The organism is Arcicella rigui, assembly GCF_034929435.1.
Taxonomy (GTDB): Bacteria; Bacteroidota; Bacteroidia; order Cytophagales; family Spirosomataceae; genus Arcicella; species Arcicella rigui.
Genome location: NZ_JAYFUM010000011.1, coordinates 105,913 through 123,717, shown reverse-complemented (window position 1 = coordinate 123,717; position 17,805 = coordinate 105,913). Strand labels below are relative to the sequence as shown.

Annotated in this window: 9 protein-coding genes; 5 read left to right on the top strand and 4 right to left on the bottom strand. The window is 36.9% G+C overall.

Annotation, left to right across the window (positions count from 1 at the left end; genetic code table 11):
- Positions 1-47: 47 nt before the first annotated feature.
- From VB248_RS11170 to VB248_RS11160, 3 genes are all read right to left on the bottom strand, one after another.
- Positions 48-2,462 (bottom strand): carboxypeptidase regulatory-like domain-containing protein, encoded by a 2,415-nt coding sequence (locus VB248_RS11170; protein WP_323296861.1) that lies wholly within the window; start codon positions 2,460-2,462, stop codon positions 48-50.
- Between the two features lie 104 nt (positions 2,463-2,566).
- Positions 2,567-3,514, bottom strand: coding sequence for a PorP/SprF family type IX secretion system membrane protein (locus tag VB248_RS11165; RefSeq protein WP_323296860.1), 948 nt, complete (start codon positions 3,512-3,514; stop codon positions 2,567-2,569).
- Between the two features lie 146 nt (positions 3,515-3,660).
- A complete protein-coding gene (locus VB248_RS11160) occupies positions 3,661-10,866 on the bottom strand; it encodes an Ig-like domain-containing protein (protein ID WP_323296859.1) in 7,206 nt (2,401 codons plus the stop codon).
- A 609-nt stretch (positions 10,867-11,475) separates the two neighbouring features.
- On the opposite strand from VB248_RS11160, the gene VB248_RS11155 reads away from it, so the two are divergent.
- The 5 genes from VB248_RS11155 to VB248_RS11135 all read left to right on the top strand — a co-directional run bounded on the left by VB248_RS11155 (position 11,476) and on the right by VB248_RS11135 (position 15,493).
- Positions 11,476-12,012, top strand: coding sequence for an RNA polymerase sigma factor (locus VB248_RS11155; protein ID WP_323296858.1), 537 nt, complete (start codon positions 11,476-11,478; stop codon positions 12,010-12,012).
- 73 nt (positions 12,013-12,085) lie between these two features.
- Positions 12,086-13,282 (top strand): hypothetical protein, encoded by a 1,197-nt coding sequence (locus tag VB248_RS11150; protein ID WP_323296857.1) that lies wholly within the window; start codon positions 12,086-12,088, stop codon positions 13,280-13,282.
- A 120-nt stretch (positions 13,283-13,402) separates the two neighbouring features.
- Entirely contained in the window at positions 13,403-14,107 is a 705-nt protein-coding gene (locus tag VB248_RS11145) for a hypothetical protein (protein ID WP_323296856.1), read from the top strand.
- A 203-nt stretch (positions 14,108-14,310) separates the two neighbouring features.
- On the top strand, positions 14,311-15,177 hold the full coding sequence (locus VB248_RS11140) for a PepSY-like domain-containing protein (protein ID WP_323296855.1): 867 nt from the start codon (positions 14,311-14,313) through the stop codon (positions 15,175-15,177).
- Positions 15,178-15,247: 70 nt separating this feature from the next.
- On the top strand, positions 15,248-15,493 hold the full coding sequence (locus tag VB248_RS11135) for an acyl carrier protein (RefSeq protein ID WP_323296854.1): 246 nt from the start codon (positions 15,248-15,250) through the stop codon (positions 15,491-15,493).
- A gap of 88 nt (positions 15,494-15,581) precedes the next feature.
- Here the strand turns inward: VB248_RS11135 and VB248_RS11130 are convergent, their stop codons facing one another.
- The gene (locus tag VB248_RS11130) at positions 15,582-17,792 is read right to left on the bottom strand and encodes a TonB-dependent receptor (RefSeq protein WP_323296853.1); all 2,211 of its coding nucleotides are present in this window, start codon (positions 17,790-17,792) and stop codon (positions 15,582-15,584) included.
- Positions 17,793-17,805 lie beyond the last annotated feature (13 nt).

Here is a 17,805-nt window from a genome sequence, read left to right as displayed (position 1 = left end):
ATTTCTTCATCAAGAAATAGGCTTTATTTTTGGGATATAATGGTAATTTACTTGAGTTTCAAAATCTTAAATTCTGAACGTCTGTTTAATTGATGTTGCTCTTCTGTACATTCTACGCCATCGGCACATTCATTCAACAGTTGAGATTCGCCATAACCCGATGCTTCCATTCTGTTGGCTGCAATGCCTCTTTTTACTAAATATTGTACTACTGCTGCCGAACGGTTTTTAGAAAGCGTTTGGTTGAATTGAGTAGTGGCTCTGCTATCTGTGTGTGAACGAATTTCGATTCTCATTGATGGATATTTTTTCATCAATTGATAAAGTTTATTCAATTCAAGATCAGCATCACGGCGGATATTATACTTTCCGTAGTCGTAATAGATATTTTCAATGGCAATGATGTCGCCTTCTTCAAACATAATCAAGTTCACGATGGTTACTTCTGGATCGCTTGGCGTGATTTTTTTCAAACTAACACCTTGCGAACCGAAACCTTCTTTGAACGCCTCAATTTTATATTCGCAACCAACACATACTTCAAATTCATACGCACCATCTTCGCCAGTAACAGTAGATTGTTCGCTTGCATCGCACTGGTTGGTGAAAACTACTTTCACACCACTTAACGGACGTTTATCTTTGTTGGCAATTACTCTACCTTTGATAATTTTAATTGCTTCGCAAGGACTGAGTGTTTTGATTCTTATTCCTGTACTATCAATCAATTTAACTCTTGTGAGAGGTATTTCAATTACTTTTTGTGAAGAATCACTTTTTACACTATAAGATAAACTATTGGGTAAATAGCCGTCTCTACTGGCATTAATGGCATAGTTTTGATTAGGCTCTAAACATATTTTAAACGAACCATTTGAGTCTGTTTTTTTCAAGACAGATTTTTCAACAGAAACAATTTGCACGTCGGTATTATCCAAAGGCATTTTAGAATCAGCATCGTAAACGATTACTTGATGTTCTTCACATTCTGGTTTTTCGTCACATTCACGAGTAAAGCGATAAATATCGTCGTCGGTACTTCCTCTTTTTCTATTTGAGGAAAAGAAACCAGCTTTTCTTTCTCCGTCGGTAATCAAGCCAAAATCATCTTTGTTCGAGTTGATAGGCGTACCCATATTGGTAACTTTGCCTAATGCTTTTGTGCCATTAATAAGTTTGGTATAAAAAACATCTAAATCTCCAAGACCGGGATGTCCATCTGACGAAAAGTATAAATTACCTCTTTCATCTACAAATGGAAACATTTCATTTCCTGGTGTATTGATTTCTGGGCCTAAATTTACAGGAGTACCTACTTTGCCGTCGTTAAATTCTGCTACATAAATATCTGTTCCTCCGATTCCGCCGGGCATATCTGATACAAAATAGAGCAATTTATTGTCTTTTGTCAGACTCGGATGCCCAGTAGAGTATTCGTTACTATTAAAAGGAAGTTCTTGGATATTCGACCATTGACCTTCGCCTTTGTCTTCGGCAAGGTATAATTTCAGCTTGTTTACTTTGTCTTTTGAAGTATTGTAATGCCCATTGTTGTAGTTGTTTCGAGTAAATACCACTTTTTTTGCATCACTCGTAAAGGTCATTGGCCCTTCGTGATATTTTGTATTAAGTGTTCTACTAAAACTCTCTGTTTTGATACTTGGGGTTTCGTTATACAAATACAAACTTGAACCGCTGTACGAGCCAATCGTTTTGGTATCGTTGGCAGTAGGAGCAGTGTATTCGTCTAAACCAATAGCTTGTGTTGCTTTGGTAGTTTTTGTTTTACTATCTTTTTTACCGCCAAGCCCAGCAGAAGGGTCAGTTGTGAGTTGACTGAGGTCGCTGAGATAATACATATCAAGGAATTGTGAATTATCCCAAGTAAAGACACGTTTCATCCCAAAGCCTTCGGTACGAGCTGAGTTGAAAACCAAACCGTTTTTGTAATACATTGGGCTAAAATCAGCCTTGTCGGTATTGATTGAAAGATAATCTACTTTATAACAAGCGGCATTTTTATTCAGGACGGCAATATTTTTATAGAGTTTCTGAAAACCACCACTTCTATTATCCGCAATTTCAAGTTTTGAATATTTCTCGTAAATCGCCTGAGATTCTGGATATTTACCATTCGAGGCTAAGGCTTGTGCATAATATAAGTACGCTTTGGTATCATTGCCAGAAAGCACAGGATTTTTACTCAAAAGTTCAGCATAAACACGCTCGGCATTTTGGGTGTCGTGCATTTGCCTGTATGAATAAGCTAATTTTAGGAGAATTGACTGACGTTGAGCATCAGTAATTTTCCCTTTTAACGCTTGTTCAAATAATTGAGAAGCATTGAGGTAGCTCATTTGGTCAAACTGATATTCTGCATCTTTTAAGGTCTGAGCAAAAGACGAAAGACTTGCCAGCAATACCAGCCAGATAAGAAGTACAGTTTTTTTCAAAATAATCATTTTTTTAAAATTTACTATCAATATTTTTTGAGAAAGTTTGTATTGCCCAACTTTTAAAAAGTTGGTATGTGGGGTTTCAAAGATACAATTCGTAATACTATTATTTAAAAATATCGAGGAGTAAGAATTTTTGCTTTGCGATAACCAAATTCATAGCGAAGCATGAATTCATGTGAACCTTTTTGGATACTTTTTAATCCATTAATTGCGTAATCATAAGCGTAACCAAAACGAATTTGGTCAGTCGCTTGAACTTCAAGCAAGCCTACGATAGCATCACCGTTTTGATTAGAAAATGGTGATTTAAACTTTAAATTATTCGTTCTCCACGAACAGCCCAAAGCAACTTTATCATTGAGCCACAAGTTTAGGTTAAAGTCAAAAGAAGCGGCATCACGAGTAGCCTTAGACAAAAATGAAGGTTTTAACACTAAAGATTCGCCTAATGGAACGACAAAACCCATCATAAAAAAGTAATGACGATACTGGCGTGAAGATGAATCTGCACTTTGGTCGTTGGTTAATCTATTCTGAATTAAACCCGGACACGAAAAACCAATGTAACCACGGTCGTCGCTGAGATACAGACCAGCACCCACATTTGGCAACCATTTGTTGAATGAATAAGTAAAAGCTTGGTCGCCATTTTGGGTTAATTTCACTTGGGTTAAATTTCCAGTAAGGTTTGTTGCCCCCGCCTGAATACCCATAGCTAAAGTGGTTCTTTCAGATACTTTTACTCGATAAGCATACGAACCGTACAAACCTACATTTCTATAATCACCAATTTGGTCATTATAAGCTTGAAAGCCGATACCCACTTTTTCTCTGTTGAGAGGAGTATCAATTGAGAACGATTGCGTACTGGGAGCACCCGTAATATTTACCCACTGTTGTCTGTAAACGGCGGTCATACTTAATATATCTCGGCTTCCAGCATAAGCAGGGTTTACCGCCAACATATTAAACATATATTGAGAGTATTGAACCTCTTGTTGTGCTTGTGCAGAATAATGATTAATCATCGCCATTGTGAATACAAGGGATGTCATATTTTTAATTCTTGAAAGCAAGCCATTGAGCTTCATGTGATTCTAATTTAGGATTAATTTACTTCAACCATCGTTTTATAAACAAGTTTGGCTAAAGTCTTAATAGTTTAAAATAATTAATTTTATTTCAAGATAAAACCGAGATTTTATCTTGAAATAGTCATATAACGAATGGATTCAACGGTTGGTGGCAAATTAACTTTTTCGCCAGTTGTTCTCTTGTAAAGTGTTACCGAATAGAAATATGTACCAGATGGTAAACCTGCTCCAGCTTCTAATAACTTAACACCCACATTACTTGAGCCATCCCATTCATTTTTATAATCTTTGGATTCATAAACCAAACTTCCCCAACGGTTATATACTTCTAAATGTACTCTTTCGTCGGGCAGTACTCCTTCAATTACAAAGGTTTCATTTACTCCATCTCCATTTGGTGAGAAACCATGAGGAATAGAAATATTTGAAACATATTCTTTGAAAATAATTGGTGTTGGTGACGATTCTGTTGGTTTTCCATCATTGTTTGTATCTGGATTTGTACCATTTACAGAAGCATCTGTTACTAAAACTGAGCTTGTTTCATCGCTGTAAGCTCTCACATTGGCATTCACATACAATGTATCATTTAATGGTTCTGAAACATTTATGATATAGGTAATCACGATACTATCGCCAACGGCTAAAGCTGTACTGGCACTGGTAGTAAGTAAAGTATCTCGTTTTCCATTGAAACTACTGTTCAGTGCTGCTGAAACTCCTCTTACTAAGGTCGGTCTTCCTAAAATTGTCCACGCTTTTACTTGTGTTCCAATGGCTTTCTCTAAATCGGTCGAAATTGCTACATTTTTGAGTGCCACATTGCCATAGTTTTTCGTGACTAATTTTAGTGTAACATTATAAGTACCGTCAGATTGTGGTAAATCATCGGTTACTGCTGATAAAGCAATACCAATTGAGGCATTACTTGTTACTACATTTCCTTTTCCAAGTGTTACTGCCGTTGGTGTTTTTTCGCTTGGGTCATTATCTGCGTTAGGGTCTGGCTTGATGCCCGAAGTAGAAACGTCTGTGAATGATTTATTATCTAAACCTGTTCCAGTTCCTACGGCAATGTTACTGAATACAGAATCCGTTGCTGCCGAAACGTTCACCGTAACGGTTACATTAATCAGAGCCGAATCGTTTACTGCTAAAGTACTGAGAGAATCAATTAACAAGTTTGAATTTGCTTTTGAACCCGTAAAGTTAGGATTAACAGTAATACCAGCTTTGGTTGTAGTTACGGTTGGTTTTCCTACAATTGTTGCTCCTTTTGTAAAGACTAACTCAAGCGTATCTCTTACACTTAATTTTTTAATATAAGTACCGCCCATATTCACCACTCGAATAACGTAAGGTACTGTCCAAACATTGGTGGCTGTTCTTTTTAATCCACTGCTAAGGACTTGTTTTGCTAAACCAATTTTTGTACTTGGTAAGTTAAAGCTGATGATTGTTTTGCTTGGGCTTGCATCAAAGTTTGTTCCATCGCTTGACACAGCAGTTAAAGTTTCTCCGCTGTTTTTCTTGCCAGTTATTGTAGCTTGACTACTAAATGGCCCGGGGTTTCCACGAAGTGTTGCTTGTACTGTATAAGTAATAGTATCAACAGCTAAAGGAAGCATATAACTACCTGTTTTCACCAAGTTTGAATCCAACACGCCAAATGTAGTATTCATTACTAAATGGTTGTCCTTATCGCCAGTTGGTGAACTTACAATCAAAGCTGTTGTTGGTGATAAGAATGTTTTGGCTAAACTACTGGTGAGTGTTACGTTTTTCAAGGTATCATTACAGAAGTTCTTAGCAATTAAACGATACTTAATATTATAAACACCGCTTGATACTTTTACGGTATCAACTACCGACATCAACAAGCCAATTTTACATTCACCATTCACAACTGCTTGGTCGCTGTTGTTGGTCAGGTTATTATCATTTGATGCTGTGGCTGATACTGGATTGATAATCGTTGTTTTTACTTTTGATTTTGCCGTATAAGTAAATGTTTTTAATTGACCTTTTTCTAAAGAATCAACATTAATGATGATTTTTCCACCCGAAACCACTAAACCACTTGAACTTGAAACAAACTGAATATCAGCAGGAAGTGTATTCGTAATAACAATATTTTTAGCCGTATTGGGGCCATTGTTGGTGATATTAATGAAGTAATTAATATTCTCATCAACGGCTGCTGTTGTTCTGTCTGCGTCAATTTGTACCGCCAAGTCAGCAACTGTCCCATTTGAAACTACAATTTTAACACCCGCAGAATGGCAACCCTCTGAGGTTTGATAGAAAGCATAATATGTACCTGCACCTACCGAAGTTGGAGTTGTTACTGATGCAGAAGTAGGTAATTCACCAGTTTTGAAAACTAATGTTGACCCCGATGGAGTACTGCTACTTACTAATTTGGTTAAATCTGCTTTTTGTCCCTCAGTAATTGTTGTATTCGTTGCAACTGGTGCATTGATGTTAGCCGTAATATTTACAACTACTGATAATTCATTTGATTTGGCTGAAATACAAGGTAATGATTCACAAGTTGCTGTATATTTAATATTAGCTGTTGGAGTGATGATTCTGCTTGCACCTGTTCCTCCGTCAGACCATTTCACCGTTCCAGAACAACCTGTGGCGGTCAAATTAATACTTTGTCCTAAACATACAATCAAACGGTTAGCCGCAATTAGTGGCGGACTAAATGGTGAAACCGTAATCGGTAATTTATTTGATTCAGGGCTTGTACAAGTACCAACTGTACAAGTAGCAGAATAAGTTGTACTACTGGTTGGACTTACTTGAATACTTGCACCTTTTTGATTATTCGACCAAGTAACTGTACCTGAGCAACCAGTTGCTGTCAGTGTAATGGTTGTACCAGTACAAATAGTTGAATCTGGTGTTGCAATGACTGGTGCAGCTGGACTTGCTACTTTTATTACTACTGCTGCTGATTTTTCAGAAACACAAGCTGTACCAGTACAAGTAGCAGTATAACTTGTTGTAGCTGTTGGCGATACTGTAAGCGTAGAGCCAACGGCTGTTTGTGTATTGAAGAACCAAGTAACAGTTCCAGTACAGTTAGTTGCTGTTAAAACTGTTGAACTTCCCGGACAAATGGTTGAATCTTTTGCCGTGATAGTTGGTGCTGGTGTTGCAGTAACTTTGATACTTGTTGGCGTCGATAAGTCGCTGATACAACCATTAACAGTACAACTTACGCTGTAAGTAGTTTCTACAAGTGGACTTACTGTGATTGATGTTGTCGTTTGTCCAGTATTCCATCTTACCGAACCGTTACAGTTTAGGGCTGTTAAAGTAACAGACTCAGACGGACAAATACTTGTTTTGGTAGCTAAGATGCTTGGTGCAGCAGGTTTTTGTGTAACAGTTACAGTAACACTTCCTAAATTACTTTCGCAACCTAAATCTTTACATTTTGCGGTATATGTAGTAGTAGAAGTCGGCGTTACGCTTAGAGTACTGCCAGTTGGTTTGGTAGAAGTCTGCCATTCTACTACTCCATTACAACCTGTGGCTGTTAAGATACTTGAGCTTCCAGCACAAAGCGTTGAAGGCGAAGCCGTCAAAGTTGGTGCTGCAATATTGGTAACATTAATCGTAATGGCATTTGATGAAGTACTTTTACAGTTGCCTTTCTGACAAAATGCTGTAAATGTCTGTGCCGTGGTAGGGCTTACCGTTATACTTCCTACGCCACTTGCTCCATTACTCCAAACAATTGTTGAACCCGTACATCCAGTAGCTGTAATGGTAGTACTTGTTCCCGAACAAATCGTACTGTTGGTGGTAGCAAGGGTAGGGGCAATCAAATTACAAACTTCCGTTGCAGTGATGTCTATATTACTTCTATCGTTTTCAGTATTATTTGTTCCGTTGTTTGGCGTTGAGTTAGGGTCAGGTTGGTCAGCTTTGCTGATTTCTGCGGCATTACTGATTTTTCCTTCTGCTGTTACTTTCGCCTTGAAACTAAATGTTTTACTTCCTCCATTGGCAATACTGGCTACTGTTCCGGTTACTGTTCCAGCATTTGCCGTTACATCAGTACCCGAAATAAAGGTCAGTCCCGTTGGTAAAATATCTTTTACTTCTACATTGGTTGCAGCATTTGGGCCATTGTTTCTGACTACTAAATTATAAGTAAGCGTATCGCCAACATTTGGAATAAGGTTGGATACTGTTTTACTTAAACTTAAATCTGCTCTTTCGACCACATTTACAGTTACCGACGAGGTATTATTCGTATTTTTAGCAGGGTCATCATTTGCACCAGCAATACTTGCTGTATTTACGATTGAGCCAGTTTTAGTAAGTTTTACATTGATTAACAAAATTTTGTTTGAACCTTGAATCAAATCTCCAACATTCCAAACACCTGTTGTATTGTTATACTCACCTATTGGAAACGCACTTACGAAAGTTGCTCCTTGTGGTAGCAAATCTGTTACTTTAATATCAGTCGAAGTAGAAGTACCAATATTTCTTGCATCAATTGTATATGAAATTTCTTGTCCTAAAATAAAATTCGGAGCAGAGATAGCATCTGGTGTTGTGATAACATTTTTTACAACAGCTAAGTCGGTCAAGCATTTTTTTACTGTAAAGGCAATCGGTGTTCTATTACTAACACAACCGTCTGTTGAAGTTGCTTCTGCATAATAAGTATATTTTCCTTCAACCGTTGGTGTTACTACAAAACCTAAATCCTGACTATTACCAACTGAATTGGTTGCCGTTGGACTTGTGTACCACTTAACAGTATTGCCAAGACTAATGGCAAATAATTTATTTGAACTTCCTAAACAAACTAAAGTATCGCTTTGTAAAACCGAGGGAGCTGATGGCTGTGGTTTAATCGTAAGCGTTGTTTTGCCAATGGCTGCATTACATAAAGTTACCGTTCCATCTGGGTCGTTTGTGGTGAAAGTAAGTACAATTGAACCTTTTGTAATATCTGCTGCTGAGGGCGTGTATTTGGCAGTTAAACTATTTGCATTATCAAAAGTACCTGTTCCTTCACTTGTCCATGTTCCAGAAGTAGCTCCGCCACTCAAAGTTGCTTTTAAAGAAACCGCACCACTATTGGCACAAATTGGAGATAATGACGATACCGTCACACCAGCAGGATTAGTACATTCGCAAGTATTAATGTTTACAGTAATAATTGCTGGGTCGCTGTAACAGCCATTTATTGATTTTTCAAATAAGAAATAAGTACCTGCCACAGCCGCACTTGGGTTAGTTACCAAAGGCGAAATAGTTGAATTGGTAGTGTGCCATTCAAAAACACCACCTGTACTTGGCGAGCTTTGAATCGCATCGGCTAAATTGACAGTACTGGCATTAATCGTACAGTTGTTAGCCAAAGTTGGCTTCACGATTGGTGTTGCTGGTTTTGGATTTACTGATACCGTCACAGAGCTTTTTTCACTTGCACAAGCTCCTGATGTTTTGCTAACAACGCTTACAAAATAAGTAGTTGTAGTAGTAGGGGTTAATGAAATAGTATTGCTGGTAGAAAAAGGAATGGTTGCATCTTTTGATGTAAACCACTGAAAAGTGACATCTGTTAGGGTTGAGTTACCCAAAGTAACTAATCCCTCTGAACAAACTGTTGGCCCGATTACCACTGGAGCTGGCAAAGTTTCTTTTACGCCGAAACTTACTCCTGTGCCATCAATGGCAGCACATAAGTTTTGATTGATAATTTTGGCTTGTAAATCGCTTAAAGTAGTTGTTCCGAAAGTAATGGTTGATAAGTCAAAAAAGTTTTCGCTACCCGAAACAGCACTGTAAACAATCGTGAAGATTTTATAATCACCTACACTTGTTACTGAAAATGACCTACTATCACTAATTTGTTCAATGACAAAGTTTGAACCTTTTGCCAAAAGGTATTTTACTGAAAAATTGCTTGGTACAGTAGGGGCGGTACTGGTTGTTGCCGTTAAAACTACCGCTGTGCCAGTTGCTGGTAAACAGAAACTCGAAGTACTGGCAGTTAATGTACCTGCCGAGATAATACAATTTGATAAAATACCTGCACCAATTGTAAGGTTATTTCTTCCAATATCTGTTGATGCTTTTGTTACGTCAATCGGGATAATGTCTGTAAAACCATCTATTCCTGCATCTGAATCGGTGGTTGATGTACTTCCAGAAGCGTTTTTTGTAACAAATTGTCTTCCAGTAGGCAAAATAAACTTCAATCTGTACGAACCCGAAACCAAATTGCCAAAAGTGTATTTTCCTCCATTGGCTGTTACGTTGGTTGCCAACAAAGTATTATCTGTGGCGTCGTATAATTCTACTGTAATATTATTAAGTCCTGATTCGGTTGAATTTCTAATGCCGTTTCCATCAAGGTCTGTCCATACAACGCTACCAATTGAACCAAATTGACCGGGTGTAAATTTCACAGGGCAACAGCCTGAAATTGGACAAGTACCATTAGAAGCCGTAAAGGCAAATTCTGTATAATCACTAATGCTTGTTACTTTAATATTGCCATTAGCCAACAATTCTACGCCTGCCGTAGAACTATTCACTACTATTGGCGTACCGTTTAAGCCTACTTTTTTAGTCCAAACCAGATTATTTAATCCAGCAGGAAGTTGTGTTGTATATTCTTCGCCATTATAGAAAAACTCTTCAATTGAAAAACAAACGCCATCTTGGTCGTCTTCTCCAAGTAAATTATTGTTGGGTGTTGAGTCGCTGTCTTGTTGTGTTTCTTTCGTGATTTCGGCAATGTTATACCAGAAGCCTCTTTTATTGACAGTAGCAACAATTTTTAAACTTACCTCTGAACTTCCTGCGATTTCACCGATTGTCCAAACAACGGTTGAAACACCTGCGTTGGTGGCAACCGTAGCAGAACCAATATTTCCAGTATTGAATGATTTGAATGTAACACCTGCGGGCAAAGTATTGGTAAGTTCAACTCCAGTGGCTTTGTCGGGATTGATATTTTTTACTACAACAGTATAAATAACATCTGAACCAAGCGATGGGCTTTGGTTGTCGATACTTGTTTTTACTGATAAGTCGGGCAAACCAGCAAAAGCACTAAAAGCTGAAGTAATTGTAAATAATAAAATAGTAAATAATTGACGCAAGGATTGAGTAGTTTTAAAAGCGTTAAAGAAAATCTTACTTAACAAAGAGGACATCATTATCTGTGAAGCCATCGTCATTTTTTGGTGAGTACTTTCCAAAAAAATGCTTTGGGTTTGATATGTTTTATTAATTGAGTTGTTCTGGTTAAAAAATGGATTCATTTTTTGTACAGTTTTAGACTAAAATGCTCAGTCTTGTGATATTTCTTGTGGAAAAGTTTGCTAACGAATGATCATGTTGATACTCGTAGTATGTTTGAAAAAATCCCAAATCTCTTATTCGATAAAATTACAATCAAATTTTGCTGTATTCTTATTTTAGGAAAGAAACATTCTATTAATTTATTGATTTTCTACCGAATTGAAAATTACTTTTTTTCTTAAAATAATGTTTTTATCATTTGTTAATTAACTAAAAAACACTTATGTTGAGACTGAAACTTGCTAAAACTGTGCCAAAAAAAAATAAAAATAAGTCTAAAATTTTAAAAATAAAAATACTTCACTTTACATTAAAATTATTCAATTCAACCTCAAAAATAAGCATTTGTCAATATTCAGCCCTTTCAATTATTTTTTTATAAATTTCAAATTGACTTCTTTTTTACAAGCTAAATCGTAGGAAAACTTCATTAGCAATGCCTAAAAAAGATGGAATTAGTGTAAATGTAGAATAAAAAATAGCTTTAAAACTCAATTTTTTTTCAGGGTTTCAATTTTTTTTTGTGGGCAAAGCAATACACGCAATACAAACGATGTATTCTGATACAGATGAGGACAGAACAACTACTACATACTTTGAAGCAATGCCGAAAAAATGACCGCAATGCACAGCGAGAGCTATACGAAAGTTTCTATCGTTATGGCTTGTCGGTTTGTGTTCGTTATGTAGCAGATGTTGATACTTCACGTGAATTATTAAATGATGGTTTTATGAAAGTGTTTACAAATATCGACCAATATAAACCCGAATACCCTTTTGTAAATTGGTTTAAAAGGATTTTGGTAAATACTTGTATTAATCATCTTCGTAAATCTCATCAAGAAATTCCGACGGCAGAACTGGTTGAAGCTTCGGAAATGGGCATGGAAATGGATTTGTTTGGTAAGTTTTCGGTAGAGGAAATCGCAAAACTGATTCAGCAATTACCGCCTGCTTATAGAACTGTTTTCAATCTTCATGTAATTGAAGGCTACGAACACAAAGATATTGCCGAGATGCTTAATATTTCTGTGGGTACTTCGCTTTCTAATTTACATAAAGCAAGAAAAAAATTACAAGAGTTGATAATCCTTAATAATTTTTAAAAGTAGATAACCGCTAAAAACTTTTCAAAATGAAAAAAAGAAATAATTGTTTGGTTGATAAATAACTGAAAACATGGATGAACAAGATTTTGACCGATTGTTCGGTTCAAAGCTTCCGAATTTTGCAGGAAGCGATTGGCGTGAAATGGAAGGCAGGCTGGAGCGAAGAGATTTAAAAAGAAAAATTACTCGTCTCCTTTGGGCTTTACCTTCAGTAGCTGGGGTGATGTTGGCTGTGTCGGCGGTTTTGTATCATCGCTTAGACCAAACTCAGCAGAAAGTAAAAGAGTTGGAAAGTCGTTTAGTTAATATCCACTCTCGTAAAGTACAATCTGATACGATAGTTCAGAAAACAGTCGTGTACGATACTATCTACCAAAAAGTGATTATTCCACAACCATTGGTCGATGTATCAACACCAAAAAAAACAGTTTTATCTGATAACCAAAACAACATTTATTACGCTAAATATGATAATAAAATTACTGAAGGTGAATCGTTCATAGAAAGAGAAAAATATGTGGGTATTCATGCTTTGAAGGCAAAGAAAGCCAGTCTTTTTGCTTCAAATCTTGAATCGCCCGACTCTACCATCGTACCAAAGTTGATTACTTTTGAAGAAGACTCGGTAGTATTGGAGAATCATTTTTCATTAATTCCTAAATCTGTTTCGCTTGGGCTGTTAGGGGGAGTTCAAATGCCAATCGGTCAGGAGTATGAGCATGGAGGAGGCTCACAATTCGGATTCAGAACGGTGTTGGGCTATCATAATAGCAAAGGTTTGGAGCGTTGGGGAGTGGTATTAGACTTTCAGAAAAACAACCTTTTTTTTGAAAATAACAAAGAAGAAGGTTGGAAAAAATTTGATGGAGGCAATGGTTCTATCGGAGGTGCAGGAAAACCGCCTAAAAAAGTAGATATACCGAAGTTTTCAACTTATCAAGTTAGTGTTGGGCTACGTTATAATTTACTCTTTAGTAATAAGTTTAAGCCTTATTTTGGGGCAAGTTGGAGTTTACAATTACCTAACCACTACGATATAAAGTACTACTATGACGACCCCTCAAATACACAAAGTGCATCTGGGCAACAATCCTCAGTTGTTAATTTGTACGGTGTAAATACAGGGTTTAATTTTTACTTTTCAAATCGCTTGTTGGCAAGTGCAGAATTGTACCTGCAAGGACAAGCCCTTAAAAACCCTAATCCTATGGAAGCCCCTGCTACTTTAGGAGGGAGGATTGGAATACATTACCGCTTTGGTAATTAATTAAAAAATTGCTTTATCAAGTATAAATCTGGTGTCAGCTTACAAAAAGCTGTGGGTTTATTCTATTGCCTAAAATCTAAAATGTTAAGCACAATTGTTTCATTATCAAATTCTAAAAAAATGAAAAATCAAATATTCAGAATTGCTTTTATTGCCTTATTAATGGGTTTTGTTGTTGAAGTAAATGCACAGAGTGCGAATCCAGAACCCATCTTTGGAACAGTCGTCGTGAAGAAAATAAATACTGATTCAACACATAAGAAAAGCTCGTTTAATCTACTTCGTCCTGCCTATTTTAGACTTGGTTTGATGGGCGGAAGCACCATTTCTTTAGATAATAATCAAGGAGAAAGAGCAGGTGGCTTGTTGGGCTTGAGAGCAGAGTATGGACTTACGAATAGATTTTCAGTACTTGGTCAGTTTCAGAATAATTTCAGAGGAATGAATGGTGCTTTTCCAGATGGACAAGCTTCGTTAGGGGTCAACTGGATGCCATTCAAAAGCAGACGTTTACAGCCTTTTGTAGGTTTGGCAGTAGGAGTAGGCAGAAATAACATGGGTTTTGGTAGAAATGGATTCAGAGGTGATAAAGACCGTTTTCACGGAGGAGGTTCACCCACTTTTGATAATGATAGTTTGCGACGTTCAAGAAGTGTGAATGGTTTTGGTTTAGCCAGAGTTGGCGTAAATTATGTGATTGCCCGTAGAATCATCGGAACATTAGAAGGTTCTTATCAGCTACCTTTCAATGGCTCATCTAATACCAATGGAGGGGTAAGTGTTGCTATGGGTTTATCGTATCAGTTTGGAAGAATTAAAAAGTAATATACAAAAAACACAAATTTGGTTTTATATAAACGGTTAGGGCTTTTGCCCTAACTGTTTCTTGAGAATGTATGGTAAAAAATTTACGCTTTACTTAAATATGAATCGGTAGTTTGATGCTATTGGGTGTTAGCTCAAAACAGATGAAATGTTTTGTAGAGGAAAACCATTTTTTATTCTAAATAATCAAAAAAACAAAAATTATGAAAGCTCAAATTAGACTTTTTGCTCTCTTGATGGTAAGTACTGTAATTTTTTACAGTTGTAAAGACAACAATGCTGTGTCGCCAAACAGTACGTCCACAACTACTTCAACCGCAAGAGTAACCACAGCATTACTTATCAACAATGTTTATTTTGCTACCACTGGCGATTCCATTGTGATTCCTGCGTCTGTTCAGTCTTTTATTGCTACAACTTATCCCGATTATACAATCAAAGGGGCTCATAAACTGAATATGAGAAAAGACACTACGATTGTGTATGAAGTAGATATTGTTTCGGCAACTGATGCCAAAGATGTTTATTTTGATGCCAACTGGACTTTCGTAAGCGATGCCACCAAAGCTATCGGTGACAGAGGCGGAAAACGTAGTGGAAAGGGGTCTCCGAAAAATCATAAAGATAGCTTGAGTACTGGTACAGCCATTGACCCAACAACGATTCCCACTTCTGTAACTACTTATATCAGTACAAATTATGCTGGTTATACAGTAGTAAAAGGTAGAACAAGAACCGTAAATGGTGTGACTTCAAATGAATTGATTATTAGTAATAGTACTGATTTAATTGTGCTGGTTTTTGATGCTAATTGGACATTTATTAGCGAACAGTTGAAATCAAAAGGCTCAGAAAAAGGGGGAACTACTATCGACATCAGTACCATTCCTGCCGTAGCCACTACTTATATCACTACCAATTATGCGGGTTATTCTATCAGCAGTGCCGTGAGCAGAACCAGAAATGGAGTAGTTTCTTATGAAGTAACCATTTCAGATGGCACTACTAAAAAGAGAATCATTTTTGATGCTAATTGGGCTTTTGTAAACGAACAAGTAAAAAAACATTAATTTTTACAGCCTTCGAGCAACACATTTTCTAAAACAATTGTCTTTATAATATAAAACCCCTTTTCCGTATATGAATACTTCGGTTTTTGACACAATTCAAGGTTTTCTAAGCAAAACTTTTTATGTAAATCCTCAAAGAGTAAAACCATACACACGTATCTACGAAGACTTGAAGCTAAGTCAAATGGAATTTCTTGAAATGGTAATGATTGTGGAAAACGAGTTTCATGTGCAATTAGCCGACGGAGAATTGGGCAACTGTAAAAAAATTAATGACCTCGCAAGGATGACCGAGCGAGCTTTAGAAAGAATATGAGAGGTTTTTTTCATAGATGTAGAGTTTAAGTGAATTGGAAACGCCATAAAAAACATTTTTATGGCGTTTTTTGTATTTTGTCCAATCCCTATAATTTGTACTTCAACGCTAAATTCACAATTGCTCCTTCTTGTGGTGCCCAAATGGGTTTGAATGAAGGATTTTGTAAAGTACCTGTTACTACTTTTTCAAAATCTGATTGCTTGATGTTCAGTACGTTTTCAGCATTTAAAACTAAACTAAGGTGGCTTCCAAACTTACGTTCAATGGCTGCTGCCCAAAATGAATAGTTTTTTACTTTTTGGTTATCGTATAAATATTGACTTCCCACAAAACTACTTTCTATACCAAATCGCCATTTGTTTTCGACGCTGTACGCTAATGTCAACGAAAATTTGTTTTGCGGACTAAATGGCAAGTATGCCGTTTCGCCCGAGCCAGAACGTTTGGCAATTGTATGATTGTATCCTAAATAAAATTCAATCGCTTTGTACTCCATGCGTAAATAAGTGTCTGTTCCGATGCTGTTTACGTCGTAAGTTGCATTGGTCAGGCGTGTACGTGAACTTTGATTATCGACAGCCGTTGCAACAATCGGATTACTAATGTTGGTATAATAAAACGCTTGGTCGAGTTGAATAGAAAAATCTTCACCAATATGCGTCGAATACGCAATGTCAATATTACTTCCTATCGAATGTTCTGATTTAATGTCAGTTCCCAAAGGCAAAAGATTCCAGTAATTTACACTCGTGATACTATTGGCTGGCGTTTGATTGGCAAAAACATTGGGTGTTTTATAGCCAGTTCCTACACTCCAACGGATAGTAAAATGCTCGGAAGGCTTGGTCATCAATGAAATTCTTGGTAAAACAAAAGTGCCAAAAACATTATGTTTGTCGATGCGTAAACCTGTTTGTAAGGAAAGTTTTGAAAGTAATTGCCAGTCGTCTTGCACAAAAAAACCAAGCGTATAGTACTGATAACTGACCAAGGCTGTACTGTCGATTTGGGGTTTCTTGAAATGTTCTAAAGTGAAATTTCCACCAATAACAATTTTGTGTTTTTCGGTACTGATAAAATCAGAAACTTCTGTGTAAGACGAAGTTTGATTGGCTTTAAAGAATTTACTTTGTTCGGTAAAGTTTCTATTAAACTGACTAATTGCTCCTTTTATCGTAAAAGAATTGTTGTCTGAAAAAGCATGATTGAAGTTATAGTCAACCGTATGTCTTTCAAAATCGTTGGCCGAAACAAAGAGTGGGCCATTGTTATTTTCTTGATTTACAGCATCAACTACACCACCTGCTCTTTTTTCAGTAATGAACGAATAACCAAGATTTACTTTACTTTTTTCGGAAATGCCATAAAAAAAGCGTGGATGAAATGAAAATTGCTTGATTAGCGGACTATCCGAAAAACCGTCACTATTGACATCTACGGCTTTTTGGTCGGTTAAGCCAGCAAAGAGTGTCATACCGAATTTGCCAAATTTTTGGGCATAATAAGTATTCAAATTACTTTCTTTCAAATTACTTCTGTTCAATACTGCCGTAATTTCTGGACTTGCAGAAGTAGGCGTTTTTGAAACAATATTAATCATTCCACCAATAGCTCCGCCGCCATAGAGCGTAGAAACCGAGCCTTTTACTACTTCTACTTGTCGTAAATCCAAAGGTGGAATTTGTAAAACGCCCAAATTCCCCGAAAAACCTTCAAAAAGAGGAATCCCATCTCTCAAGATTTGGGTGTATTTGGCATCCAAACCTTGCATTCTAATCGCTTGGTTTCCGTTTATTGGTGAGGTTTTTTGAATATGAATAATTGAAATATCGCCCAAAATACTGGCTACATTTCCGGGTACAACGGCACTTTCTTCGTCCATGTCTTCTTGCCCCAATACTTCTACCTTGATGGGTAAATCTTCAATTCGAGAGTTCGTCCGAGTCGCCGTTACCGTTACTTCTTCAAGGTCTTCTTCCGAAGGAACAAGTGCTACTACAAAGGGCTGTTGAGTTTGATTAATGGGCAAAGTGATGTCAAATTGCCTTTTTTCGTAGCCAATAAAACTTGCCTCAAAGGTCTGTTTGCCAGCCGAAAGGTTTTTGATTTGTGCCAACCCGTTGGCATCTGTAGAAGCTCCAATATTTTTTTGAGAACCCAGCAAACGGATACTTGCCCCAATAAGTACTTCGTTTTTGGTTGAATCTACTATTTTGAAGCTAATGCCAAGATTCTGTCCAAAAAGCTGGGATGATAACACCAAAAAGATTGATAGGAATAAAAGTTTTTGTTTCATAAGAGTAATTTTT